Origin of the sequence: Chitinophaga terrae (ex Kim and Jung 2007), assembly GCF_900107795.1 — a bacterium.
GTDB lineage: Bacteria > Bacteroidota > Bacteroidia > Chitinophagales > Chitinophagaceae > Chitinophaga > Chitinophaga terrae.
The window spans coordinates 205119-231060 of record NZ_FNRL01000003.1; the positions used below are offsets into that span (position 1 = coordinate 205119).

Annotated in this window: 24 protein-coding genes; 18 read left to right on the forward strand and 6 right to left on the reverse strand. The window is 46.3% G+C overall.

What is annotated here, in order from left to right; translation table 11 throughout:
• Positions 1 to 1323 carry an AGE family epimerase/isomerase gene (locus tag BLV62_RS04755; protein ID WP_089759217.1) on the forward strand — a complete coding sequence of 441 codons (1323 nt, stop codon included), beginning with the start codon at positions 1 to 3 and terminating at the stop codon, positions 1321 to 1323.
• Here the strand turns inward: BLV62_RS04755 and BLV62_RS04760 are convergent.
• The gene (locus BLV62_RS04760) at positions 1307 to 1963 is read right to left on the reverse strand and encodes a GNAT family N-acetyltransferase (protein WP_089759219.1); all 657 of its coding nucleotides are present in this window, start codon (positions 1961 to 1963) and stop codon (positions 1307 to 1309) included. The genes BLV62_RS04755 and BLV62_RS04760 overlap by 17 nt on opposite strands.
• Positions 1964 to 2104: 141 nt before the next feature.
• Here BLV62_RS04760 and bla point away from each other — a divergent pair, with 141 nt between their 5' ends.
• Entirely contained in the window at positions 2105 to 3004 is a 900-nt protein-coding gene (gene bla, locus BLV62_RS04765; protein ID WP_089759221.1) for a class A beta-lactamase, subclass A2, read from the forward strand.
• A gap of 124 nt (positions 3005 to 3128) precedes the next feature.
• On the opposite strand, the gene BLV62_RS04770 is transcribed toward bla, so the two are convergent.
• The gene (locus BLV62_RS04770) at positions 3129 to 4097 is read right to left on the reverse strand and encodes a 3-keto-disaccharide hydrolase (protein ID WP_089759223.1); all 969 of its coding nucleotides are present in this window, start codon (positions 4095 to 4097) and stop codon (positions 3129 to 3131) included.
• A gap of 347 nt (positions 4098 to 4444) precedes the next feature.
• Between BLV62_RS04770 and BLV62_RS04775 the strand changes: the two genes are divergently transcribed.
• On the forward strand, positions 4445 to 5179 hold the full coding sequence (locus BLV62_RS04775; protein WP_168927731.1) for a DUF1269 domain-containing protein: 735 nt from the start codon (positions 4445 to 4447) through the stop codon (positions 5177 to 5179).
• Between the two features lie 353 nt (positions 5180 to 5532).
• Here BLV62_RS04775 and BLV62_RS04780 read toward each other — a convergent pair whose 3' ends face one another.
• Complete coding sequence (locus tag BLV62_RS04780; protein WP_089759226.1) at positions 5533 to 5763, reverse strand: helix-turn-helix domain-containing protein; 231 nt, start codon at positions 5761 to 5763, stop codon at positions 5533 to 5535.
• 218 nt (positions 5764 to 5981) lie between these two features.
• Here BLV62_RS04780 and BLV62_RS04785 point away from each other — a divergent pair, with 218 nt between their 5' ends.
• Positions 5982 to 6467, forward strand: a complete 486-nt coding sequence (locus BLV62_RS04785; protein WP_089759228.1) for a hypothetical protein — start codon at positions 5982 to 5984, stop codon at positions 6465 to 6467.
• Positions 6464 to 6733 (forward strand): hypothetical protein, encoded by a 270-nt coding sequence (locus BLV62_RS04790; protein WP_089759230.1) that lies wholly within the window; start codon positions 6464 to 6466, stop codon positions 6731 to 6733. Before BLV62_RS04785 ends, BLV62_RS04790 begins: the two co-directional genes overlap by 4 nt.
• 63 nt (positions 6734 to 6796) lie before the next feature.
• Here BLV62_RS04790 and BLV62_RS04795 read toward each other — a convergent pair whose 3' ends face one another.
• The gene (locus BLV62_RS04795; RefSeq protein WP_089759232.1) at positions 6797 to 7459 is read right to left on the reverse strand and encodes a YbjQ family protein; all 663 of its coding nucleotides are present in this window, start codon (positions 7457 to 7459) and stop codon (positions 6797 to 6799) included.
• A gap of 118 nt (positions 7460 to 7577) precedes the next feature.
• Between BLV62_RS04795 and BLV62_RS04800 the strand changes: the two genes are divergently transcribed.
• The 10 genes from BLV62_RS04800 to BLV62_RS04840 all read left to right on the forward strand — a co-directional run bounded on the left by BLV62_RS04800 (position 7578) and on the right by BLV62_RS04840 (position 20144).
• Positions 7578 to 8138, forward strand: coding sequence for a flavin reductase family protein (locus BLV62_RS04800; RefSeq protein ID WP_089759234.1), 561 nt, complete (start codon positions 7578 to 7580; stop codon positions 8136 to 8138).
• A 3-nt stretch (positions 8139 to 8141) separates the two neighbouring features.
• Positions 8142 to 8309, forward strand: coding sequence for a hypothetical protein (locus BLV62_RS28255; RefSeq protein WP_168927732.1), 168 nt, complete (start codon positions 8142 to 8144; stop codon positions 8307 to 8309).
• A 59-nt stretch (positions 8310 to 8368) separates the two neighbouring features.
• Positions 8369 to 9232: a LytTR family DNA-binding domain-containing protein gene (locus BLV62_RS04805; RefSeq protein ID WP_168927733.1), complete on the forward strand. Its 864-nt coding sequence runs from the start codon at positions 8369 to 8371 to the stop codon at positions 9230 to 9232.
• A gap of 108 nt (positions 9233 to 9340) precedes the next feature.
• Positions 9341 to 12085, forward strand: a complete 2745-nt coding sequence (locus tag BLV62_RS04810; protein ID WP_089759237.1) for a TonB-dependent receptor — start codon at positions 9341 to 9343, stop codon at positions 12083 to 12085.
• Positions 12086 to 12103: 18 nt separating this feature from the next.
• Entirely contained in the window at positions 12104 to 13366 is a 1263-nt protein-coding gene (locus BLV62_RS04815; protein WP_089759239.1) for a parallel beta-helix domain-containing protein, read from the forward strand.
• Positions 13367 to 13378: 12 nt separating this feature from the next.
• Complete coding sequence (locus BLV62_RS04820; protein WP_089759241.1) at positions 13379 to 14419, forward strand: SO2930 family diheme c-type cytochrome; 1041 nt, start codon at positions 13379 to 13381, stop codon at positions 14417 to 14419.
• A gap of 117 nt (positions 14420 to 14536) precedes the next feature.
• Positions 14537 to 16939, forward strand: a complete 2403-nt coding sequence (locus BLV62_RS04825; protein ID WP_089759243.1) for a TonB-dependent receptor — start codon at positions 14537 to 14539, stop codon at positions 16937 to 16939.
• A gap of 364 nt (positions 16940 to 17303) precedes the next feature.
• A complete protein-coding gene (locus BLV62_RS04830; protein WP_089759245.1) occupies positions 17304 to 17573 on the forward strand; it encodes a hypothetical protein in 270 nt (89 codons plus the stop codon).
• 292 nt (positions 17574 to 17865) lie between these two features.
• Entirely contained in the window at positions 17866 to 18798 is a 933-nt protein-coding gene (locus tag BLV62_RS04835) for a DUF6528 family protein (protein ID WP_089759248.1), read from the forward strand.
• Between the two features lie 20 nt (positions 18799 to 18818).
• Positions 18819 to 20144, forward strand: coding sequence for a DEAD/DEAH box helicase (locus BLV62_RS04840; RefSeq protein WP_089759250.1), 1326 nt, complete (start codon positions 18819 to 18821; stop codon positions 20142 to 20144).
• A 261-nt stretch (positions 20145 to 20405) separates the two neighbouring features.
• Here BLV62_RS04840 and BLV62_RS04845 read toward each other — a convergent pair whose 3' ends face one another.
• Together BLV62_RS04845 and pepE are read right to left on the reverse strand one after the other, a co-directional pair.
• Positions 20406 to 21005, reverse strand: a complete 600-nt coding sequence (locus BLV62_RS04845) for a TetR/AcrR family transcriptional regulator (protein ID WP_089759252.1) — start codon at positions 21003 to 21005, stop codon at positions 20406 to 20408.
• A 29-nt stretch (positions 21006 to 21034) separates the two neighbouring features.
• The gene (gene pepE / locus BLV62_RS04850) at positions 21035 to 21751 is read right to left on the reverse strand and encodes a dipeptidase PepE (RefSeq protein WP_089759254.1); all 717 of its coding nucleotides are present in this window, start codon (positions 21749 to 21751) and stop codon (positions 21035 to 21037) included.
• Positions 21752 to 21951: 200 nt separating this feature from the next.
• Here pepE and BLV62_RS04855 point away from each other — a divergent pair, with 200 nt between their 5' ends.
• The 3 genes from BLV62_RS04855 to BLV62_RS04865 all read left to right on the forward strand — a co-directional run bounded on the left by BLV62_RS04855 (position 21952) and on the right by BLV62_RS04865 (position 25931).
• Positions 21952 to 23484, forward strand: coding sequence for an alpha-N-arabinofuranosidase (locus BLV62_RS04855; RefSeq protein ID WP_089759256.1), 1533 nt, complete (start codon positions 21952 to 21954; stop codon positions 23482 to 23484).
• Positions 23485 to 23560: 76 nt separating this feature from the next.
• Positions 23561 to 25225: a ribulokinase gene (locus BLV62_RS04860; protein ID WP_089759258.1), complete on the forward strand. Its 1665-nt coding sequence runs from the start codon at positions 23561 to 23563 to the stop codon at positions 25223 to 25225.
• 1 nt (position 25226) lies between these two features.
• Positions 25227 to 25931, forward strand: a complete 705-nt coding sequence (locus BLV62_RS04865) for an L-ribulose-5-phosphate 4-epimerase (protein ID WP_307379523.1) — start codon at positions 25227 to 25229, stop codon at positions 25929 to 25931.
• The last annotated feature ends 11 nt before the right edge of the window (positions 25932 to 25942 follow it).

The window sequence follows — 25942 nt, forward strand, 5'->3', positions numbered from 1 at the left end:
ATGAAACGGATAATTAGTGTTGTACTGGCATTTGCCGGTATGCAGGCAACCTATGCCCAACAAAAGCCGGGAAATGACTCACTGATCCGCCAGTTCAGGTATGCGGCAAAAGAAGGATTGCTGGATTGTTATTACCCACGGAATACCGATTCCGCGTATGGTGGATATATCACCACTTATTCCTACGATTTTAAACCCGTAGGAAACCAGGATAAAATGATAGTAACACAGGCCAGGCATACCTGGACCACCGCGCAGGCGGCCATGTTCTATCACGATAGCAGCTATATCGCTTTATCCCGCCATGGCTTCCGTTTCCTGAAAGATAAAATGTGGGACCAGCAATACGGCGGCTTTTATAGTTTTACAGACAGGGCAGGAAAGCCAAAGAGTACCATGAAAGACGCTTACGGCAATGCTTTTGCCATCTATGCATTGGCGGCGTACTATAAAGCTTCCCATGATCCTGAAGCCTTGCAGTTAGCCCGGGAAGCTTTTAACTGGCTGGAAAAACACAGTCATGATGCCGTGCATAAAGGGTATTTCCAACATCTCGACAGGCAGGGTAACCCGGTGAAGAGAACCAAAGATGTAGCCCCGCTGGCCGAAACGGGATTAAAAGATCAGAATAGCTCCATTCATTTGCTGGAAGCCTTCACGTCGTTGTATGAGGTATGGCCATCGCCATTACTGAAAGATAGGCTGAAGGAAATGCTGGTATTGATACGCGATAAGATCGTGACAGATAAGGGCTACCTGCAACTGTTCTTTACCACGGACTGGAAACCGGTGACATTCAGGGATTCATCCGAGGCCGTAATTCTCCGTTCTAAAAACCTGGATCATGTATCGTTTGGTCATGACGTGGAAACGGCATACCTGTTGGAAGAAGCGGCGAGGGCATGCGGCATGCGCGACGATCCGAAAACGTTGGCCATAGGAAAGAAAATGGTGGATCATGCCCTGCAGAAGGGATGGGACCAGCAATTGGGTGGATTTTTTGACGAGGGATATTATTTCAAAGACAAGCCGGGATGTACGATTGTTAAAAGAAGCAAGAACTGGTGGGCCCAGGCGGAGGGCTTGAATACCCTGTTGATCATGGCAGAAAGATATCCCAACGACCCAATGCAGTATTACGGGAAGTTCCTGCAACTATGGAGTTATGTGCAAACCTACCTGGTAGATCATACGTATGGCGATTGGTATGAAGAGGGGCTGGACAATGAGCCTCAGAGGAAGCTGGCCCTGAAATCGCATATCTGGAAAGGCACTTACCATAATTTCAGGGCGTTGAGCAATTGTATTAAGCGGATGGAATAACTGCCGTTGTGTAGGGCGAATAGAGTTCCCATCCCAGTGTATCGTACAGGTTCCTGCCCGGAGGAGTAGCTACCAGTATGCCATTGTAGACGTTATGCTGATGGCTGATCTTTTGCAGGCTTTGCATGATGATGGAAGCAAATCCTTTTCGCTGGTACCTGGGATGGGTGGCGATACGGTCATATATTCCATAATCATCTACCAATACCAATCCCCCGTTTGCCACTTCAAAACCTGTGGGGTCCAGGATGGCGACGGTAAAGTATTTGTCTTCATTGCTGGCGCTTAACGTATATCCCTCTGGCAGCGGGTTGGCGTTCATGAGTTGCTGCGTCAGGTAGCGCATCATGTAGGCCGGTGTTTGTATCTCCCAGTTTGAAGGAAGCAGGGCGCGTACTTCTTCTTCGCCGGCGCAGGCTTTCAGGAAAACAAGCGGCGCGTGTATGCTGGCAGCCAGGTCTTTAAATGACTGCCCCACTTCTGCGAATACGTAGCGTTTTTTCTGGTCGGGCCATCCAACATCTACCCGTAATGCTCCCTGGTCGGGAACGGGGAGGGGAAGAGAGCGGGCAATAGACCAGCCTTTAAGCCAGGTGGCAACGATCGCAGGATCTGCTGAATATTTTTGTGTGTTTGTCATACCGCTCTAAAATACAAAATAAAATGTACGTTAAAGATGTACTTCTGTAACTCGGTTAAAGAGAAATATATTTGTTCCCTTGAAGAAAAAATGCCGGGATGGTGTTGAAGCATTTCATAGGTTTGCATCAAAGATTATAAGATGAAGAAGATAATATTGGCGGCAGGCCTTTTCTGCAGCACATTATATACAGCGCAGGCACAGAAAGCGGGTTGGAGAAAGGAGATAACAGGTACGGCTGCCTCCGTAAAGGCAAGGGTAGGCGTGAGCGTATTATCGGATAGGGATACCCTTACCATTAGGGGAAATAAGCGTTTCCCTATGCAAAGCGTATTCAAATTTCACCTGGGATTACTGGTGATGCACCTGGTAGATGAAGGTAAACTATCACTACAGCAACAGGTACATTTTACCCCTGAAGACATGGCGTTGAAAAGCTGGAGCCCAATCGCCAAAAAATACCCGGGCGGTAATGTAGATCTTTCGCTGGAAGAAGTGTTGAAAAGCACCGTATCGACCAGCGATAATATTGGTTGCGATAAATTATTTGAACTGGTGGGAGGTCCTGCCGCCCTTAATAAATACCTGCACGGGCTGGGGGCTACAGATCTTTCTATCGTGGCAACAGAAAAGGAAATGCATGCCGACTGGGATGTACAGTACCGGAATTGGACTACGCCGCGGGAAGCTACCCGTTTGTTGAAGGCCTTTGATGAAGGAAAGATATTAAAACCCGCGAGCAGGGATGTGATGATGCGGTTTATGACAACCAATACCAATATTAACGACCGTTTGTCGGGGCTTTTGCCGGCAGGAACTAAAGTGGCGCATAAAACCGGCACATCAGACACGAATAAGGCCGGGCTTACGGCTGCTACTAACGATATCGGTATTGTGGCGTTGCCGGATGGAAGGCATTACTACATTGCCGTGTTTGTATCCGATTCCTGGGAGCAGGGAGCGAAGAATAACAGGGTGATAGCGGAGATATCCAGGAAAGCCTGGGATCATTTGGTGGCAAGGCAGAGAGAGGGGCTCTGATGTTTGAAAGAATTTTTGTTTGAAATAACAGGCGATAAAAAAGCATAAGGGATGCTGATGGTTCGCGGATTAATATGTCCGCTCTTATCGGCATCCCTTACGCTTTTTTATTTTAGAAAGAATATTATTTAGCAGGAGTGATCACTACTTTCCTGAATTCGATAGGTCCGTGGTCGCCCTGGAAGTAGATAGGTCCCGGTGCGCCTTCGTTGCTATCGATAGCGCCGCCGGTGATACCAGGGATCTCCTGGTTGGAGATCACGGTTTTGCCGTTTACTACAACGGTAACCATGCGGCCAACGAGGGTGATATCGTAAGAGTTCCATTTGTCGGGGCCTAAGGTATTGATCTCGCTAGGCGCCAGGAAGCCGTAGATACCGCTGAACAGTACGCTGGAAGGATGTGTTTCCGGTTTGCTGTCTTCGATCTGGCATTCGTAACGTCCTCTCAGGTAAACGCCGCTGTTGCTGCCTTCGTGGTAGCGGAATTCGACATGCAGTTTGAAATCGGTGAATGTCTGTTCTGTATACAGGTTAGATCCGGAGTGTGGGCTGGTGAGAATACCGTCTTTTACTATCCATTGGTTTTCGCCGGTAGCTTTCCAGCCGGTGAGGTCTTTACCATTGAAAAGGTTAATTGGTTTACCCCATGTTGGAGCGGTAGTTCTCTTCAGGTAAGGAGCTTTTACCCCTTTCCAGTTGTATTTTTTGCCATCGGGCATTACGATGGTACCTTGCAATTCGCCGTTGCTGATGGCGCCTTCTACGGTCAGGTCCTGACCTTTTTCCCATTGTGGAGGGATAGAGAAGCTGAATTTACCATTATCGAAGTTCACTTTAGATACCGGGCGCGCACTTCCGCTGTTACCTACAAAGTAGCCTACCAGGGTGCTGAAGCCGGAGAGTTTTACTTCCATCCAGGAGGGAGTAGGAGTGCCGTTCATGTCAACGGTCAGGTCCCATCTGCCGATCAACTCTTTCTGATCTGCTTGTTGTTGCACGGTTACGGTAGGTTTACCGGCAGCTATGCTGTGTTGAAAAGCGCCAAGAGTCATTAATCCACTCAATCCAAAAACAAGGAAATGTTTACGCATACTTCTGATTTTTCATGTTACTGTGACCTCAAATAAGGTTGATAAGGGTTACAAGTTAGTGTATATTTATATGCTGTGCAACGGTGTTTTTAAATTTGTTTAAGAAGGAGGGTAGGTCTATTGACGCCGTGGTTTCAAATACAATAGTTGGTTTCGGCTCGTTAAAGAACAGGTGGCCAGGAAGATCGTCTACTTCAATGATTTGCACCAGTCATAGCTGAGTTTAATTTAGAATAGTAACAATGAGGGATATACGATATCCAAACATCTTCCCCGAAGCAATTTGCTTAGGGGTTTTTATTGGAACAATTTTTTCTGTCGGTGGTTATTACTTAAAACTTACTATCATGACAAACCTCATTATTATTTCATATCCAACTCCAGCCCAGGCCACTGCAGGCGCGAAGCGATTAGCGGAAATAGAATCGATCGGCGATATCACCGTTTACGATAGTGTGCTCATCCGGAAGAATGAAAGCAACGAGATCCATATTATTGAAGAAGATACTGCTGCGGGTTCCGGCACCCTTGCCGGCATGGCCATCGGCGGATTGATAGGCGCACTTGCCGGGCCAGTAGGACTTATCTCCGGTTTGTTACTGGGAACACTTACCGGGATCGCCTATGAAACAGATAAATACAGTTTCTCGGAAGACTTTGCGAAGAAAGTAGCTGAAACCTTGAAGCCAGGCGATGCAGCGATCGTGGCAGAAATTGCAGAAGATGATCCTGTATATGTAGATAGCTATGCAAAAGAAACTGGTGGCACGCTTATCAGAACAGACGCCGATGCAGCTTACCAGTTATTCGACGATGAACAGATAATAACGATCGATGAAGAAATAGCGGCAGACAGGAAGAGGTTAAAATCCGCCGCAGATGCAGAAAAAGTTAGAATAAGCAAAGCCATTGATGTACTGAAGGAAAAGCGCAGGAAACATATGGAAGCATTGAAAGCGGATGCCGGGGATGCGGAGAGAAAAAGCGTGGAAAGCAGGGCTGAATTCATCCAACATAGGATTGAAAGATACAGGGAGCGGATCGGCAGGTTGGAGGACGAGTTGAAGAGGTTGAGGGGGTAGAAAGAGGTGGTTAAGGAGCCTATTTTTTTCAAAATAAAACATAGTTACAACGATTTTTTCGTTGTAAAATTAGGTTAACCAAAGAAACTACAGCCCCTTTTTGTAATAGTCTCATAGATCCTGTGTTTCTGGAGATTCCGACACCGGCAAAACCTTAGTTATTGTTAATGATGATACTTTTCGGTATTGTCATCCCCTTTTTTGCCTCGAGTATTGGTGCAGGTTGGCCGGTGAAACAAAGGTCGACCCGTAACAATATTTGAAATTATTAGTACATGTTCAGGAAGTAATCTACTTCCATTACAATAACAAATCCTCCATAAAAACTAACCAGGCCACATAGCCTATAGACCCTAAAACTCTTCCACTCTCCTGTAAAACTCCGAAAGCGAAATATCGAAATACTTGCAAAGCGCAGCGATTGTACTTACCGTAGGATTCGCCTTAGCCGTTTCTATACGGCCAACATGTATGTTAGCATCATTATAAACCTCCTCCTGGCTAACGCCTTTGGCCTCCCGCAATTCTTTAAGAACCGCTGCTATACCCTTTAACAGTTTATTATTTTTTATTTGCTTCGCCATTAAATTACAAGATGGGGCGAAATATTTTTCTTAATAATGACGAATATGTCATTATTTTAATTATTTTCGTATCTACAGTTAACGGAATACATCAACATGCTTATATCTATTCTTCGTCATCATTTTAAACAAAATTTTATAGAGCTATTCAGCATGAGCGGCTGATACGACTGTAGTACTGCTGACAAAAGCGTATTTCTTCACTTTAAATATCCATTATGCAAAATCTATTAAACACCTTAAGACAAATCACCGCATGCGGTACTTCAAAAGAACTAACCGATCTTTGCGATTACCAGCTATCCAATGTTGTTGCCAGCAGAACTGCTGACTACTGGACGGCGGACCAGCGTGTGGACTTTATGATGTTTGCCACTCTATTCAGATCTGTTACCATAGCTGCTTTTGATATCCTTAATGCGCTGGAAAGGGAGGGGGTATCTAATTTAACCTCTGAACTAGTAGTTGAGCTGGAAAGCGCACTCTATGAACTGTCTAGCTTTCAATCGGGGATTGACTTTCAAGACCTGGTTGCCGTCCTTGATTATTACATTTCCATATTAGTAAATGAGCACAAAAGTGTAGATAAAACAATAGCCAAAATTATAGGGCATTATTTTAAAAATTTTTTCCTGATTCTTCACGCCTTAAAATTCGATGCTAAAATAAATGCAAGTGCTAACCTTTTAAAATTATCTATATGACTACCGAATCTGAACCAATGAACATTTTAAATGAGCTGCATACCGAAATTTCCAAATTACCAATTTTTTTCAGGGAGCGGGTATGCGAAGAATGTAACTATAGTACTCCCACCTTTTATAGGAAGATTAAAGGACATAACAGATGGACTGAAAATAAGCCAATACAGGTTTTGAGTAATGCAGAAAGGGAAAAGATTTGTGAAATTGCCGAGGAGGTCGCCACGCGTTTGGTTGCGCTTATCGGCGAAGTCAAAGAAAATAATTGAAAAAAAAGCAACTGCTTTCTCTTTGTATCTCCGGTCCGTCTTTGATCAAAAATCCCTTACCGCTCATTCAAATTTCTCTAATATCTCTGCATACTTGTTGTTAGATACATGCAGTTTGTCGGCAAGAAAAGATATCTTTTTTATAGAATCTACTTTGTACTGATCAAGAACATCCAGGTTATTCAATTTTACGACGGTGCCCGACATGCAAACCATAATCATCCCTTTTTCTCCTCCCATCTCCGAGTAATCAATATCAACTGCAATGATCGCATTACCACCCATCTTCACAGCCTTAGCCCTGATTTGCTGAAGACATAGCTCCTCGCCATTAGCTATCTTTTTATTATAAGTATGGGATTGCAGTCCAAAAAAGTCAGTCCACGATGCGCCAACCTCCGCAAATAAGCCGGTACCAGTTGTGCTTTGCCCGGTTGCTAATCCTAATACATTATAGTCCCAGTTATAGGGAGTATGAGCAGTGATCACCGGAACGTTTTTAATATGCTCCAACATTTCATCCTGGATCTTTTTCCGGCTGGCTACAAATTTATTAAACGCCTCATCGTATATAGCGGAAAGACATTTGCTGCACCCGGTAACTTTCGGGGTGTTATTCATTTCCGCGATCAACTCGGACTTTATATCACTCATGAGAAAGTTGCTGCTAAATACGCCGTCTTTTATTTTTGCACCGCAATTGGGGCAAGATGTTAAGTTATTCATAGGTAATAGTTTTATGATGAACAGAAAGTTGTTATAAAAATATATAATCTTCACTTTACCTAATACAGATTTTCCCTCCCTTCCCCAAACAATCCCCTCCCAAATTTGTTTCCCCTACATGAAACGCAACTACAAAAAATCCGACTTCCCAGTTTCCAAAATCCGCAAGTTCCTCGAACCGGGGCCCGTAGCCCTTATCTCCAGCCACTATAAAGGGAAATCAAATATCATGACCCAGGCCTGGCATACCGTGCTGGAATTTAACCCATCTCTGATCGGCTGCATGATCACTGCCAGCAATCACAGTTTCGATATGATCCGGAAAAGCGGCGAATGTGTCATTAATATTCCAACGGTGGATTTAATAGATGAAATAATCGGCATCGGCAACTCCAGCGGTCAGCGTATGGATAAATTCCGCAAATTCGGCCTCACACCCGAACCTGCCCAAATCGTTAAGGCGCCCATCATCAAAGAATGCTATGCCAATTACGAATGTAAAATTGCCGACGCCTCCTTGCTTGATAATTACAATTTTTTCATCTTTGAAGTAGTGAGAGCGCAGGCCGCTACCTATCCTAAATATCCGAGAACTGTTCACTATCGGGGAGAAGGCGTATTTATGGTGTCGGGTAAAGAACTGGCCCTCCCGCAGAAATTTAAGAAAAAGAACCTCTGACACATGCTGCTGTCTACTATTATCAACCATGTCATCGTGGTCTTTATTATCCTGCTGCTGATAATGGCGGCAAGAAGGCTCAGGATCGCTTATCCTATTGTCCTGGCCATCGGCGGGGCCTATACTCGGTTTCTTCCCAAATGCATCTCTACTATGATAGAAGGCATGTGATCCTGGCTAAGGTTATCCGGCGTTTTTTCCTTAACTTAATTGAAGTAAAAATTCCCGGTATGAAAAGCTTCACCACTTTGCCGCTTATTTCTTATGCAACCCGCCAACCTCGTTTTACCCTGCTGGATAGCGTGTCTAACCGGGTTACCCTGATCCTGTTCTGCAGCGTGTTCAGTTTTCTTTTCATGTACCTCTTCCTGCCATTTAATATGAACCTATGGTATGAAGGGATCGATATTTCTTTAGCCCCCATATTCCTGTGCTTCACAGGTTGCGGAGTAGTGGTGCTGTCGGTTACCCAGTTCCTGCTGGCAAAACTGCCTTTCCGGAAAAAGCTGACCAACGCTACTTACCTGGCCTGGTTCATTGGTGAGATAATTCTGGTAACTTTACTGGTCACTATTTTTAATGTTTCTATCAGCCCGGTTTTCTTTTTTACACTGGATGAATATATTACCACACTTCATTACACCGCTTTATTATTACCGCTTCCATACTGCATCGCATTGTTATGGTTCTATACAAGAGAACAGGTCAGCAAACTCCGGACACTGGAAAAGGGAAAGGAAGATAACTGCCTGCAGATCACCGACGAACATGATAAAGTTGTACTCACCGTACATACAAGTAAACTTTTACTGCTGAAAGCAGAAGATAACTATGTACAGTTATTTTATCTAGTGGGCAACTCACTCCACAAAGAACTGGTAAGAACAACGCTGAAAAAAATGGAGGAAAAACTGCCTGCCGGCCATTTTGTTAGAGCTCACCGCTCTTATTTAATTAACATAGGTAAAGTGGTGCTTTTCAGGAAAAACAGCAAAGGTCACCAGTTGCAACTGGAAGGATTGGAGGAGATCACCGTACCCGTTTCCGCTACTTTTTTACCTGCCATCCAGCAACGATTTACCCCTGAGGGTTAAATTTTACCCCTTTCATAACCTATTTCACCCCAAAAGGATAGTGCGGCGATCCAATGTCAGACGGCGATTTGTAATATCGCAGCAACGCTTGCCAAAATCTATCCGCCTATGTTTAGGACTGTCACTTCTTTTTTATTGATCTTATTGTCGCTGGGCGCATCCGCCCAACAAGTGGTAACAGGAAATATCAGGAACAGCGATACCAAAGAAGTGGTACCCGCTGTTTCGGTGATGATAAAAGGAACGCAAACAGGTGATTATACGAACGACCAGGGTAATTTCCGGGTAACGGTACGAAAAGGATTCCCCGTTACACTGGTTTGTTCCTCCCTGGGTTTCGAGTCGAAAGAAATTGTAGTGAGCGGTCCGGGGCCGCAGCATATAGAGCTGCAGCCGGTATCAGTATTAGGCAGGGAAGTAGTGGTTTCGGCCAGCCGTTTTGTTCAGAAGAAAATAGAATCGCCGGTTACCATAGAACGGATCGGTACAAAAGATATCATTAATTCTCCCCAGCCCAGCTATTATAATATGGTGCAAGGGCTGAAAGGGGTAGATGTTACCACAAGCAGTATGATGTTCACCACGATCACAACCCGCGGCTTCAATACCAGCGGTAATACCAATTTTACCCAGATAGTGGATGGTATGGACAACCAGGCCCCCGGCCTGAATTTCCCCATTGGCGCCGTGATCGGGCTCACCGAACTGGATGTAGATAACCTGGAAGTGCTTTCAGGCGCTTCGTCTGCCCTGTACGGGTCCAGGGGCCTGAATGGTACGATGGTCATGACAGGCAAAGACCCGTTCAAATACCAGGGACTCAGCGCACAGATAACACAGGGGATCAATCATGTAAAGAAAGGCAAAGCAAACGACCCGCTAGGCCCCTCACCGTATTACGACTGGACGGTACGCTGGGGTAAAAAGGTGAGCGAGCGGTTTGCCTTTAAGATCAATGTGCAATATACCCAGGCCAAAGACTGGATGGCTTCCGATACAACCAATACCAACGGCCCCGGCGGCCCCTTGCAGGACCCCGGCTACAACGGGGTGAATGTATACGGCACCAAAACCTCGGCCGACATCAATCCCTTCCTGGAAGGAGCCATGGCGCAGGTGCCCGAACTGGCGCCAATCGTAGAACCCCTCCTGGCTGAAGGACATCATATTGTTTCCCGTACCGGTTACCCCGAGTATGGGTACCTGAGCAGCGACGCCCAGCTCTTCAAAGGCAACGTGGAGCTGCGGTATAAGTTCAAACCAACCCTGGAAGCGATCGTTTCTGCCACTTACGGCCAGGGAAATGCAGTGTACAGCAATGATACCCGTTATGCGCTGACCCGTTTTCACCTGGGCCAGTACAGGGCGGAACTGAGAGGGCAGCATTGGTTCCTCAGGGCCTATACCAGCAGGGAAAATTCTGGCAGAACCATCATCGCCGGGCCTACCGCCCAACTGATCAACGAAGCCTGGAAACCCAGCTACGACGGAAATACAGGCGATGGTTGGTATCCTCAATATGTTTCCGCGTTATTACAATCAATGGCCGCAGGCCAAAGCTACCTGGATGCAAGCAACGTCGCCAGGAGCTTTGCCGACCAGGGCAGGCCCCTGGCGGGAAGCACGGAGTTCCTCCGGCTGAAAGACAGCATAGCCAGCATCCCTACTTCCAAAGGCGGCACTTTATTCACCGATAAAAGCAGGTTGTTTAATACCGAACTGCAATACAACTTTACTCACCTGGTGAAGTTTGCAGAACTGATCGCCGGTTTAAACTACCGCCTCTACAGGCTCGATTCTAAAGGCACTTTATTTCCCGACAACGAAAGCCCTATCGATGTAGCGGAATACAGCGCCTATGCCCATCTCACGAAAAAAGTTATCCGTAATAAGCTGAGTCTTGCCGCCGCTTTCCGGTACGACAAGAACACTCTCTTCGCCAAGCCCCGGGTTACTACCCGCTTATCGGCAGTGCTGGAAGTAAATAAAGAGAGCTTTATCCGTTTCTCTTACCAGAATGCATATAGCTTCCCATCCAACATTCAGGCTTTGCAAAGCACGTTGGTCGACTATAACAGTTTTGCCTCCGGGGGCAGCGACAGGTTGTTGAACGGCGTATACCAATTCGATAAATATCCTGCTTACACCCTGGCCAGTGTTGACTCTTTCCAGCGTACGAAGAATCCTGCCGATCTGAAACTATTCCAGTTGAACGACATCAAGCCGCAGTCCGTAGATGCGTTCGAGTTAGGTTATTCCTCGCTTATCGCGGGTAAGGTATTGATAGATGTATTGGGATATTATTCTACATGGAAGAATTTTATAGGATATGTAAACGTAGCGAACACGCCGGGAGAAACAGATCCTGCGGCCTTCCTGGACAGGAATAAATATATCCAGTACAACATCGCTTACAACGGCGCCGAAAAAGTGAACACCTATGGTTATGCAGCCAGCGTAGGCGTTGATCTGTCTCATCACTTCCTCGCTAAAGTGAATTTTTCTTCCGATTTTCTCAACAACAAAAACAACAACCAGGTAAATAATTTCAATACGCCTAATTATAAATTCAATATCGAATTCGGAAATACAGGATTTGGTAAAAAAGAAAGATGCTCGTTCAATACTACGTTCAGGTACAGACCTGCGTATTTCTACCAGATAGGATTTGCAAGCGGTACAGTGCCGGCATCGGCGGTGATCGACGCCCAGTTCAGTTACCGTTTGCTGCAGGCGCATTCCACTATCAAACTGGGAGGAACGAACATTACCAATACCTACTATAGGAACGGTTTCGGCAGCCCGGCCATCGGCGGACTGTATTACATAACCTATGCATACAATGTTTTTTAATCTTTTAAAATTTGCCGCATGAAACAGTTATTGCCCTGTTTGTTACTCTTATCGTTAGTGGCTTGCATCCAGCAGCCGGCTACTGATAAAGATGGTTATAAAACACACCAGACATTTGGCCCCGGAGAAGAAGCAAAGATCGCAGCCGCTTTCCTGTCGCTGACCGACAGCAGCCGGATCACGCTGAAAGCAGGCGATTACAAGTTCGATAACCTGAGCATTGCACAGGTGAAACATATTCTTATAGAAGGGGCGGGCGCCGGTAAAACAGTGCTGGATTTCAGCGGGCAGTCGCAGGGCGGCGAAGGCATCCGGGTAACTGATACCAAAGGATTCACTATCGATGGTATGACGTTGAAAGATAGTAAAGGAGATCTTATTAAGATCAATAAAAGTGAACAGGTAGTGATCACTAACCTGCATGCTATCTGGTCGAAGGCCGATTCTACCAGCGGCGGGTATGCTATTTACCCGGTGTTGTGTAAAAATGTACTGGTAGAGAATTGTTATGCAGAAGGAGCCTCTGATGCCGGTATCTATGTAGGACAAACAGACAGCGCGGTCGTTCGCAAATGTAAAGCCTTTAAGAACGTTGCCGGTTGTGAAATAGAAAATACTTCCAATGCAGAAGTTTACGATAATGAATTCTGGGGCAATACAGCCGGGTTCCTGGTATTTGATCTGCCCGATCTTTCCAAACGCGGGGGCAATGTGAAAGCCTATAACAACTACCTGCATGACAATAACGAAAGGAATTTTGCCAAGGCAGGCAGTTTCGGCTCAACCTGGGGCGTAGGCAACGCCGCACCGGGCAGCGGTATCGTTATTCTGGCCGCTTCAAATGTAGAACTCTATAAGAACAGGATCATCAACAACAATTCCAATGCTATTTCTGTAGTGTCAGGATTTTTTATTGATGAAAATGCAGGATCGAAAATAAATGATAACTATTTCCCTATACCAAGGAATATTCATATCCATGATAATGAGATGAAGATGGACACAGCTTTCCCGGCAGCGGTGTACGAACATCATACAGGCAAGATACTGGTAGGTATAGAGCAGCAGTTGAAAGCGATGGACCCATCCAGGAAACGGATACCGCTGATCGCGTACGATGGCATTACCACTAACCTGCTTACCAAAGGTACGGCTATCAACCCTGATTCCCTTTGTATCCAGCAGAACGATCCTAACCTGTTCATCAATATCGATGCTTTGCATATGAAAGATAAAGGTTGGAAACCCAGCCTGGATGTAACGCCATATACTTGTAAATAATGTTTTAGGAAGATGAGGAAGAAGATTTGCTGGTTGATCTGCGCCTTTTTGGGATGGCTATGGGCGGTGCAGAGTTGTACGACCACTCCCGTTGCGAAAGCATTCCGGTTTAAAGAGAAATTATCTGATTACGGTTTCTTTGAAGGGAATTTAAGATCCCTGCGGCCAAAGGCCGGGGTATTGCCATATTACCTGGCTACCCCGCTGTTTACCGATTATACGCTGAAAGACCGGTTCATCGTATTACCGGCCGATAGCGCAATGAGGTATAAAGGAGCCGGCCTGCTGGAGTTCCCTGATTCTACCTTTATCATTAAAAACTTCGCTTACCTGAACAGCCGGCAGGAGAAAGTAATGATAGAAACCCGGTTGTTGTTCCGCGATCCGGCCGATCACCAGTGGAAAGTGATGAATTACCTTTGGGACAGTACCCAGCAGGACGCCAGGCAATGGATACTTGGCAAAAAGATCCCCATTACACTGCTGGACGATTCAGGCGCCGCGCATACCACGGTGTACCAGATGCCGAATACCAACGATTGTAAACGCTGTCATATCAACAACAGCGTATTGACGCCAATTGGGCCCAAAGCCCGTAACCTGAACCATGATGCGGGTAAGGGCAACCAACTGCAACAATGGGCGAAGTTGCAAAAACTGGCCGGCCTGCCCGGTATTTCTGCCGTTGCCAAGCTACCCGACTGGCAGGATAGTGTGAATTATTCCGTAAAGGAGCGGGCCAGGGCCTACCTGGATGTGAACTGTGCGCATTGTCATACGCACGGAGGCGACGCCTATAATACTGGCTTATTCCTGGAATATGAGCAGCAGAACGAGAATCACCTGGGTTTTATGAAATCGCCCGTTTCCGCAGGCGGGGGGGCCGGCGGGCTGGATTACGACATTGTGCCGGGCGATGCGCTGCATTCTATTTTGGCTTACCGGATGAACAGCACCGTTCCCGGGACTGCCATGCCGGAACTGGCAAGAACGGTGATACATAAAGAAGGCGTAGCGCTGGTGTCGAGATGGATCAATGAAATGAAGCGCTGAAATATAGACAAATAACCTGACCAGGTCGGGAAAATTTCCGTTTTGGATCATTCGTTTTCCCGATCTGATCAGCTTTAATTTGCCGTTACCTGTTTCTTTGCGGAAAATTTATCTGAATTGAAACAGTTTTACCTCATTATCAACCTAATTCTGATTAACCTCATTGCAACGGCACAATCAGGCATCATTAAGGGGAAAGTAACATTCGCCGACGGTCAGCCTGCGGCGTTTGTAACAATTGGACTTAAGAATACCAAAAAGGGCACTATCACAGGCGAAGATGGCCTCTTTACATTAAAAAATATAAAAGCAGGAGAGCATGTATTGGTCATTTCCTATACAGGCACTAAAACTATAAGCAAAAGCGTAACAGTACAGCCCGACCAGGTTACCGACATCAGCGTTGCCCTGGAAGCTACCGCCAGCCAGTTAAACGAAATCGTTGTTGCCGGCGCACATGGCAAAACCATCAACAGGAAACCGGTTAGTATCGGTAAATTACCTGTTGCGGCTATGGACCTTCCGCAAAGCGTTACCGTAATAGGACAGAAAACCCTGGAGGAACAACAGGTACAACGCCTGAGCGATGTAGTTAAAAATATCAACGGCGTATATATGGCTTCTATGAGGGCCGGTACCCAGGAAACTTTCAACTCCCGCGGTTACGGTTTCTCCAGCACCAATACCTTTAAGAATGGCGCCCGCGTGAATTCCGGCGCTATGCCTGAAATGAGCGGTCTTGAAAAGGTTGAAGTGCTGAAAGGCAGTGCAGCCATCCTGTACGGCAACGTATCTCCCGGCGCTGTATTGAACATGGTTACCAAACAACCTAAATTCAAGTTTGGCGGAGAAGTGAACGTTCGTGCAGGCAGCTATGGTTTGCTTAAACCGGCGTTCGATGTTTACGGCCCGCTCTCTTCAAACGTTGCTTACCGCGTTAACGGCGCTTTTGAAACTGCCGACAGTTACCGCGACCAGGTACACAGCAAACGTTACTACATTAACCCCTCTTTGCTGTTTAAACTGAGCGACCGTACTCAATTGCTCGTGCAGGCCGATTACCTGAAACATGATTTTACACCTGATTTTGGTATTGGTTCTATTGCAGATACGGCGATCAACAAAGTATCGCGCAACACCTTCTTTGGAGCGCCATGGCAGTATGCGCATACCCAGCAAACCACTACTTCTGCCAACTTAAGGCATGAACTGAACAGCAACTGGACTTTAACCGCTAACATCGCTTATTCCAAATACCAACGCGATTACTATTCGATAGAAAGGATACAGGCCCGCAAAGACAGTATCTGGCAACGTCCCCTGGGCAGAAATGCAACTAACGAAGATTACTACGCAGCACAGGTAGATTTCACAGGAAAGATCAAAACCGGTTCACTGGAACATACTGTGTTGGTAGGGGCAGATGCAGACAGGTACCTGACAGGCACCTATGCTTACACCGTACCAAGCATCAATAAAACAACGGGGATTTACGATAGCGTAAATGTTTATGACCTGGATAAATACGCAAGGCGTACAGACAGGCCCGGCGATACGCTGAAAACCGTGACAAATGCTCCGGTTAACAGGGTAGGGGTATACGTACAGGACCTGATCAGCGTTTCAGAGAAATTGAAAGTGCTGGCAGGGGTTAGATTTTCTTACCTGCAAAACGAATCTACCGTTGCCTATGATATGAAATCAGGCGCGAAAAAAGATAATAACAACGCTAAATACGATCACGCATTTTCACCACGGTTTGGTATCGTATATAAGCCAATCCCTGCAACGGCAATATTCGCCAGCTATTCGACATCTTTTACGCCAAACTCCGGTCTGGATATCGACAGCAACTCCCTGAAACCTTCTACTATCGAACAGTATGAAGTAGGGGTGAAGAACGACCTGTTTAAAGGACTATTGTCTGTTAACCTGACACTTTACCGTATCCGCAACAACAACTATGCGCAAACGGCTATCTTTAATAAATTCGGAGAGCCTAACAACAACACTTCCCTGAAGGCATTGATAGGCGAAACACTGAGCCAGGGAGTGGAATTGGACATTGCCGGTCACCCTGCTGCAGGCCTGGATGTGATTGCAGGATACAGCTACAATAATATCACGATAGAAAAAGCGCCTGAAAAGAATGGATCTGTATCAGGCGAGCGGCTGGTAGGTAACCCGAACCACACCGCTAATGCAAGCGTGTTCTATACCATCCAGCAATCTAAACTGAAAGGGTTGAAATTCGGGGTAGGTTATTACTATATTGGTCAGCGTTACGCAGGCTGGAACAATACCACCGACAGCAAGGGAATGGTGGCTAAAAGCAGGTTGATCTCCGTTCCGGGCTTCTCAACACTGGACCTTAGCGCCGGTTATTCCTTCAAACGTTTTGCAGTAATGGCTAAAGTTTCGAACGTTACCAATACTTACAATTACTACGTACACGAGAACTACAGCATCAATCCTATTCCGCCTACCCAGTTCACAGGAACTGTTTCTTACAAATTCTAGGCACAACTGTTTATACATTAAGACCGTCTCTTTTTATGAGGCGGTCTTTTTTTTAAAAGAGAAGCTACATTCTTTTCCTGGAAATCACTAAAAACAAAAGTGTATATTTTAGATATAAAAATCAATATAATGTAGCCAGAACAGCAACAGTAATGACCTTGACTTTTTTTCCTGGAGCCACTGGTGTATCGGTATCTATTTGTGAATGGTAGTATGATATTAATTATTATTTTTAGCTTTTCATATCCATTTTTGCCTCCCCAGACTCAATAAATCTCCTATCAGGATATCAAATATGTTTATGCACAGCCTAAGTCCTGGTAATCATGGGAGAAATAACAGGTAAAAAAATACCAATAATGACATGATAAACGCTTTTGCATTTGTGGTTAAAGATATTAAAACCAACGCCGGAAAGGTAGGTAAACTCCTTGAAGATGCGGAGATTATTGAAAAGCTTTCTCTGACGGAAGAGGAATATAAAAATTATTTGAGTAAGGATGCACCGATTGGGCTGCTCCAAAAAATAATGGCTGAATTTGCTGATTATACCAGAATAACTCTCACCGAGGTCGTTTATGAATCAGAAAAAGAAGCTCCGGACCCTTTTGTTCCTGATGATTTAGAAGATTAACATCATTGACCGGGAAGATCTAAACTGAACAGGGTTTAATCACAAATATATTGGGAGGGTTATCAAACCAAAAATCCGTCTCTTCAAAACAAGAGGCGGGTTCTTTAATTAGGGTGAAGCATTGTTCAGGACTTGGCATAAAAGTTTTCCTGTCCACTACCATACACGCAATACAACTTTATAAATACCCACAGTTCATCAAATAAAAAAGCTGCGCCAAAATTATTTGAAGATAGCTCCTTTTCATTATAACCTAACAACTATATTTACAGGATAATAATCCTGTGAACTAATGAAATCGTTCTTTTTAAGTTGCCTTGTATTGCTGACTGTTGCTTGTTATGCGCAAACAGATGTGAAGAATTGTAAAAAATGTATGGTCATTGCGGAGCAATCGCAGAACCGCATCATTATTATAGATGCCGCTACCAGCAATATTCTTTGGGAGTGGAAAGCGGCAGAATCCAATGTCAAACCGGAGCATGTGAAGTGGTTCAACACGCCCAGCGAAGCAAAAGTGGTGTATGACGGCCAATACGTACTTACCAACGCTTCCGGCGGCGGAGTAGCATTGATCAGGATAGCGGATAAGAAGGCGGTGTTTTACGCCTATGCCGGCGGTAATACCCACTCGGCCGAACTGCTGCCCGACGGAAACATCGTTTCCGCTTCCAGCACAGGCAACTACCTGATGCTGTTCAAAACAGATACCCTCAATTTCCCCGAACAGGTATATACTAAAAAGATCTACATCACTTTCGGCCATAACGTGGTATGGGACAAACGCCGGCAGAAACTCTGGTCGGCCGGTCGCGATTCTATGGTAGTATACCGGTACAACAACAACTGCCAGCAGCCCGACTTAATAGCGGAGCGCTCTTTTCCTATTCCCGGTCACGATGCGCACGACCTGTTCCCGGTATATGGCAGCAAGAACAAACTCTGGATGACGGTAGGCTCCAACGTTTACCAGTTTGATGTCAACACCCTGAAGTTCGAACAGGCAGCGGTGATTCAACAGGATATCAAGAGCGTATCCAGCGGTCCTGAAGGTTACCCGACCATTGTCATAAAGCCTAAAGAGCAGTGGTGGACAGACGAAGTGCTGGATGCCGAAGGGAAACACGTAGCGGGCCATGCTGGGTGGAAGATGTACAAAGCCCGCTGGGTGCTGCCTAACGAGTTTGCATACCCCGAAAAGCAGCAAATCAAGCTATGTAAATAGAACTTCGTACTTTTGCGGCAATGCAAAAAAAGACATTAGGTAATATTCTTACCAATCTGAAGATCGATGCCCTCAACGAAATGCAAGAGGCATCCCTGAAAGCAAACAAGGAACATAAGGATGTGATCCTGCTATCGGCAACCGGGTCCGGCAAAACCCTGGCTTTCCTGTTGCCTGTACTGGAACGCTTAGATCCCGCCAATAAGAAAACACAGGCCCTGATCGTAGTTCCCTCCAGGGAGCTGGCCTTACAGATAGAAAAAGTGTTCAGGCAGATGGGCACCGGTTATAAGGTAACTGCCTGCTATGGCGGCCATTTGAGGGAAACGGAAGAAAACAACCTCATTGAAGCCCCTGCCGTGATCGTGGGTACGCCCGGAAGACTCGGAGACCACATCCGCCGGGAAAACATCAAAACCGACGGTATAGAAACTTTGGTGCTGGACGAATTTGATAAAACACTGGAATTAGGTTTCCAGGAAGAAGTATCTTTTGTTGTTGAGTCTTTGCCCCATATTAAGAAGCATATCCTTACTTCCGCTACAGAAGCGGTGGAGATACCTTCGTTCCTGGAATTGCAGGAGCCGGCGAAACTGGATTTCCTGCCGGAAGATGGCATCACAGCTCCCCGCCTTGAAATAAAGCAGGTGCTCTCGCCGGAAAATGATAAAGTAGAAACCCTGTTCAGGCTGATCTGTCACCTCGGCAACAGGTCTACCATCGTTTTCTGCAACCATCGTGAGTCGGTTGAACGCACCGGCAAAATGCTCTCTGAAAAAGGGATACTCAATACCTTTTATCATGGCGCTATGGAACAGCGCGACCGCGACGTAGCGCTGACCAAGTTCCGGAATGGCACTGTGAACGTACTGGTAACCACAGACCTGGCAGCCCGGGGACTGGATATCCCGCATATCCGCTACATTATTCATTTCCAGTTACCGCATACAGAAGATAGCTGGACGCACCGCAACGGCCGGACAGCCAGGATGGAAGCCAGCGGTACTGCCATTGTGATGCTGGCGCCCGACGAAAAGCTGATGCCATACTTATCGGAAGAACAAGTAGATACCATTACCCTCCCGGAAAAAGCTGTACTCCCTGAAAAGCCCAAATGGGTTACCCTGTTCATCGGCGCAGGAAAAAAAGACAAAGTGAACAAAATAGATATCGTAGGTTTCCTTTCAAAGAAAGGGGAGCTGAAAAAAGACGATATAGGCCTCATCGAAGTGAAAGACTTCTTCTCCTTTGCGGCTGTCGTACGCTCCAAAATGAGCTACACGCTGGAACTGATCAAAAACGAGAAGATCAAGAACAAGAAGGTAAAAATCGACATCGCGAGGTAGTTTCACGCAGAGAGGCGTAAGGAGGCAAAGAGCGCAAAGGATTTTTTTTAAGGGAGCAAAGAAATAATAAGAAGCGAAGGATTTTTTTAAGAAAGCGAAGGAAATAATAAGAAGCGAAGGTTTTTTAAGAAAGCAAAGAAATTGAAGTAGCTGTTTTTTTACTAATCTTTTTCTTCAATATCCTTTCGCCCCTTATTATTTCCTTCGCTTCTTATTATTTCTTTGCTCCCTTAAAAAAAATCCTTTGCGCTCTTTGCCTCCTTACGCCTCTCTGCGTGCAATCCCCCGCATGGTGTGTCTGAACGCCAACCGCAGCATGTCTTTATTGAAGTTGAAAGGGCGGCCCGACATAGCCGCGTTATCCAAATGGAATTTGACCAGGGTATAGAACGGACCATATGCTAATGCCCAGAAAACTTCCGGTGGCAATTCCACTATTTCTTTTTTGCATACGGCATGCTCCACGAAGCGTTGCATTGCTTTCCTGAAGATGTCTTCCTGGAGGCTGGTTTGTTTGGTAATAAGGGGTGAGTTCTTGAATTGTTCCAGGAACCGGTAAAGGAGGGGATATTTCAGGATATGATCCAGGCGGTTGGTCCATTGTTTCCATAAACCTGTTTCGAAATCAGATTCGGGGTCGAAGCCTGCCAGCGTTGCTTCCATGAAGGAATCGGTGGCAAATGCGTATAGTTTGTTTAACAGGTCTTCCCTGTTCTTGTAATAGATATAGATGGTAGATGCGGAAATATTGGCTGCCTTGGCTAATTTATGCATACTAAGACCATCGAAACCCTCGTTGACGATCATTTCGATAGCCTTTTCTCTTATAATTATTTCCTTGTTTTCGTCCTTTGTCCGCATCTTACAAAGATAAAAGAATGATTATTCTTTTATCTTTTTTCTTTCAGGTCTGCCAGGGAACTGCCGGCGGGTAATTCGTACGGTTGTTCGCCTGCCAGGAATATGCGGGCGGTAAGGCTGCCTTCCAGCGTCAGGCTGTCGCCTTTTGCATAGATCCAGCTGCCTTCCCGCAGTCCTATTACCGGGATGGCGTTTTGAGTATGAAATTCTTTTATCCTGGTTTCCCTGGTTTCTCCCATGTGTTCAGATCCCGGGATCGGGTCCAGGTAATGCGGGTTCAGGTTATAGGAGATCAGTCCCATGGTTTTGAAACTGGGCGGGTATACGATAGGCATATCGTTGGTGGTTTGCATGGTAACGCCGCCAATATTGCTGCCGGCGCTGCAACCCAGGTAAGGCGCGCCGGCGGATACGGCGTTTGCCAGCGGTTCCATGAGCGACAGTTCGTGCAATTGCTTTACCAGCAGGAAGGTGTTGCCTCCCCCGGTGAAAAATCCTTTAGCCTCGCGGATAGCGGCTGCCGGATCAGCAAATGTGTGCAATCCTTTTACCCTGATCCCGATAGCGCCCAGCGCATCTGCCGCCCTGGCGGTATAGTCGTCGTGCGAACAACCCCCCGGCCGCGCATACGGTATAAATACTATTTCATCTACGCCGGCATACAATGTTTTCATCGCCGGTTTCAGGTATTCCAGGTACCCTTGCCCGAAAAGGGTAGAAGTACTCGCCAAAATAAAGTGTTTCATACGCTCAAAAGTTCGGGGCAAATGTACAGAAAAGCGATTTTGAAAATAATTAGATAAATTTCTGAATATGTAAATCAGCTGTAGTATTATGTTTCACGGTATTTAAATGTTTTTTTAACTTTTTAATTGTAATTATGACAATTATTTTGTTGTTTTGGATCATCGAACAACGACCGTAAAATTTTTTTTAAATCCTCGTTATGAAAAAACAGTATAGTTACATTCGTACCGGCATCCTGGGGCTGTTGCTTTCTTCGCAGGCATTACAAGCACAGAATAAAGTTACGTTAAGAGCTGACGCGCCAACTCAGACAATCAATAAGAACATTTACGGGCATTTTGCCGAACATTTGGGAAACTGTATCTATGGTGGATTTTATGTAGGCGATAGTTCCGCTATTCCTAACGTCAAAGGGGTAAGAAAAGATATTATCAGCGCGCTCCGTACGCTGAAAGTGCCTAACCTCCGCTGGCCCGGCGGTTGTTTCGCAGATACCTATCACTGGAAAGACGGGATCGGACCTAAAGATAAAAGGCCTACCATCGTTAACACCTGGTGGGGAGGGGTAACAGAGAATAATAGTTTCGGAACGCACGACTTTCTTGACATGTGTGAAGAATTAGGCGCCGAACCGTACCTGGCAGGTAACGTTGGAAGCGGAACCCCACAGGAACTGGCCGACTGGGTACAGTATGTAAACTTCCCGGGTAAAAGCCCGATGTCGGACCTCCGCCAGCAGAACGGCCGCCAGCAACCATGGAAAGTGCATTTCTGGGGTGTGGGAAATGAAGCATGGGGGTGCGGCGGAAATATGAGACCAGAATATTATGCTGATATCTACCGGAAATATTCCACTTTCATGAGCGGCAACCTTTTCAAAATAGCCTCCGGCGCCAATTCATCTGATTATAACTGGACAGAGGTACTGATGAAGAACATCCCGTTACATATGTTGGATGGCCTGGCCCTGCACCACTACTCAGTGGTCGACTGGAATAAAAAAGGAGATGCCGTTGATTTCACAGAAGAACAGTACTTCCAGACCATGCGCAGCGCATGCTTTATGGACACATTGGTCCGCAAGCACTCTGCCATCATGGATAAATATGATCCAAAGAAAAAAGTAGCCCTGGTAGTAGACGAATGGGGCGGATGGTATAACGTTGAAGCAGGTACGAATCCTGGTTTCCTCTACCAGCAAAATACAATGCGCGATGCAATGATCGCCGGCGTAACCTTAAACATCTTCAACAACCACTCCGACAGGGTACGCATGGCCAACCTGGCCCAGACTGTAAACGTATTACAGGCGGTGATCCTCACCAAAGGCGAAAAACTGATCTTAACGCCTACCTACCATGTAATGGAAATGTATAACGTGCACCAGGATGCTACGCTGATACCCGTTAGCATTCAAAGCAACAACTATACATACAAAAATGAACAGCTTCCGGCAGTTACAGCATCAGCGTCTAAAGACAAAGCAGGGGTGACCCATATCTCCCTCGTGAACATCGATGCTTCCAAACCACAGGAAATAACTGTCGAAACCGGCGCCAGCTACAAGTCAGTGAACGGCCGTATCCTTACTTCCTCCAAATTGCAGGACTGTAACACTTTCAACCAGCCCGACAAGATCAAACCTGTTGCATTCAAAGGCGCAACTATCAAAAACAATCAACTGACTGTTAAACTGCCTCCATTCTCTGTAGTAGTACTGGAACTTAAATAAGAAGTAAAAAATTGGGCATACCAGGTTTTCGTGTGCCCATTTATTTAAGTGTCGTAGAAACAATTAATAATAGATCATGAGTGCATCATACGTAATAGGAGTTGATTTCGGAACTGATTCTGTCAGGTCTATCATCGTAGATACCCGGAACGGGAATGAAATAGCTGCCTCCGTATTTTATTATCCCCGATGGAAAGACGGGTTGTATTGCAATCCTTCTCAGAGCCGGTTCCGCCAGCACCCGCAGGATTATATAGACGGACTGGAATTTACCATCAGGCAATGCCTGCAACTGGCGGGCAACAATATCGCTCCTTACATCAAAGCCATATCGGTAGACACTACCGGGAGTACGCCCGTAGCCGTAGATGAAACAGGGACGCCGCTTGCATTGCTGCCGGCGTTTAAAGATAATCCCAATGCCATGTTCGTATTGTGGAAAGATCATACGGCTATAGCAGAAGCTGCCCGGATCAATTCAGTGGCCGCTACTTTCCCTGAGAATTACCTGCGCTATGTAGGAGGAATATATTCTTCCGAATGGTTCTGGGCTAAACTGCTCCATATATGGCGTGTAGACGAAGCCGTTAGAAACGCTACTTACTCCTGGGTGGAGCACTGCGACTGGATACCTTTCCTCCTGACCGGCGGCAAACATGCCAGCCAGATCAGGCGCGGCGTCTGCGCCGCAGGGCATAAGGCATTGTATGCAGAAGCATTTGGCGGACTGCCGCCCGATAACTTCTTCACAGCTATAGACCCGCTGCTGAAAGGAGTTACCAAACGCCTGTTCAACGAAACGTTCACTTCCAGCGAAGCGGCCGGCAATTTATCTGCCGCGTGGGCGGAACGCCTGGGACTGAATACCGGCGTGGTGATCGGCATCGGCGCTTTTGATGCGCATATGGGTGCAGTAGGCGGACAAATAGAACCTTATCACCTCAGCAAGGTAATGGGTACATCGACCTGCGATATGCTGGTAGCCCCGTTGGATGAAGTGAAAGACACGCTGGTAAAAGGCATCTGCGGACAGGTACCCGGATCTGTGATCCCCGGAATGATGGGAATGGAAGCGGGGCAATCGGCCTTCGGCGATGCATATGCGTGGTTCAGCAACGTGCTGTCGTGGCCGCTGCAAAATCTTTTTCAACAGAGCTCGAATCCTGAGATCGCCGCACTTATAAAGGAAGCAAATGCAAAAATGATTGCAGAGCTATCCAGGCAGGCGGCTGCCATTGTGCCGGATGAAAACAGCGAATGGGGCATCGACTGGCTGAACGGCCGCAGAACCCCGGATGCTGATCAGTCGCTCAAAGGCACCCTTACAGGACTTAACCTGGCTTCCGACGCACCAAGGATATTCAGGGCGGTGGCCGAGGCTACATGTTTCGGAGCTAAAGCCATCGTAGAAAGATTTGAACGGGAGGGAGTACCGGTAAAAGGACTGATAGGAATAGGAGGCGTGGCAAAGAAATCTCCTTTTATCATGCAAATGATGGCGGATGTAATGAATATGCCTATACGAATTCATCGTTCCGAACAAACCTGCGCATTGGGCGCCGCTATGTTTGGCGCTACCGCTGCCGGTATTTTCCCTAAAGTGGAAGATGCCATGCAGGCAATGGGGCAGGGCTTTGAAACGGTTTATACGCCGGATCAGCAACGTACAGGATTGTATGAAGACAGGTACAGGAAATATAAAGCATTAGGTGCATTCACCGCTAATCTGAATATCGATTAACATGACTATGCAGAAATACCAGGCTATTCGTGAAGCCGCTTATGAAGCAAATATGCAGTTGCCGGCATTGGGGCTTGTCCTTTTTACATTCGGAAATGTAAGCGCAGCCGACAGGGATGCAGGCGTGTTTGCTATTAAACCCAGCGGCGTACCATATGCAGAGTTAACGCCTGCAAAAATGGTGATCGTGGATTTCGACGGCAAAGTAGTGGATGGCGAGCTCCGTCCTTCTTCCGATACATTAACACATGCAGTGTTATACAAGCATTGGAAAGAAATAGGGGGTATTGTACACACCCATTCCACTTACGCTACTGCCTGGGCGCAGAGCCAGCGAAGCATTCCCATTTACGGAACCACCCATGCAGATCATAATACGCTGGACATACCTTGCGCGGCGCCGATGGCAGATGAACTGATAGCGGGCGATTATGAATACCAGACAGGGTTCCAGATCATGAACACCCTGGCGGAACAACAACTCTCTTACCAGGAAATTGAAATGATCCTGGTAGGGAACCATGCTCCTTTTACCTGGGGAAGCACTCCTGCCAAAGCAGTATATAACAGCGCCGTACTGGAAGAAATAGCGAAGATGGCTTACCTCACCGAGTCTATTAATTTCAGGGCGCCCCGGTTAAAGGATTCCTTAATTAAGAAACACTACGAACGCAAACACGGCCCCAACTCTTATTACGGCCAATAAACAAAATTGAT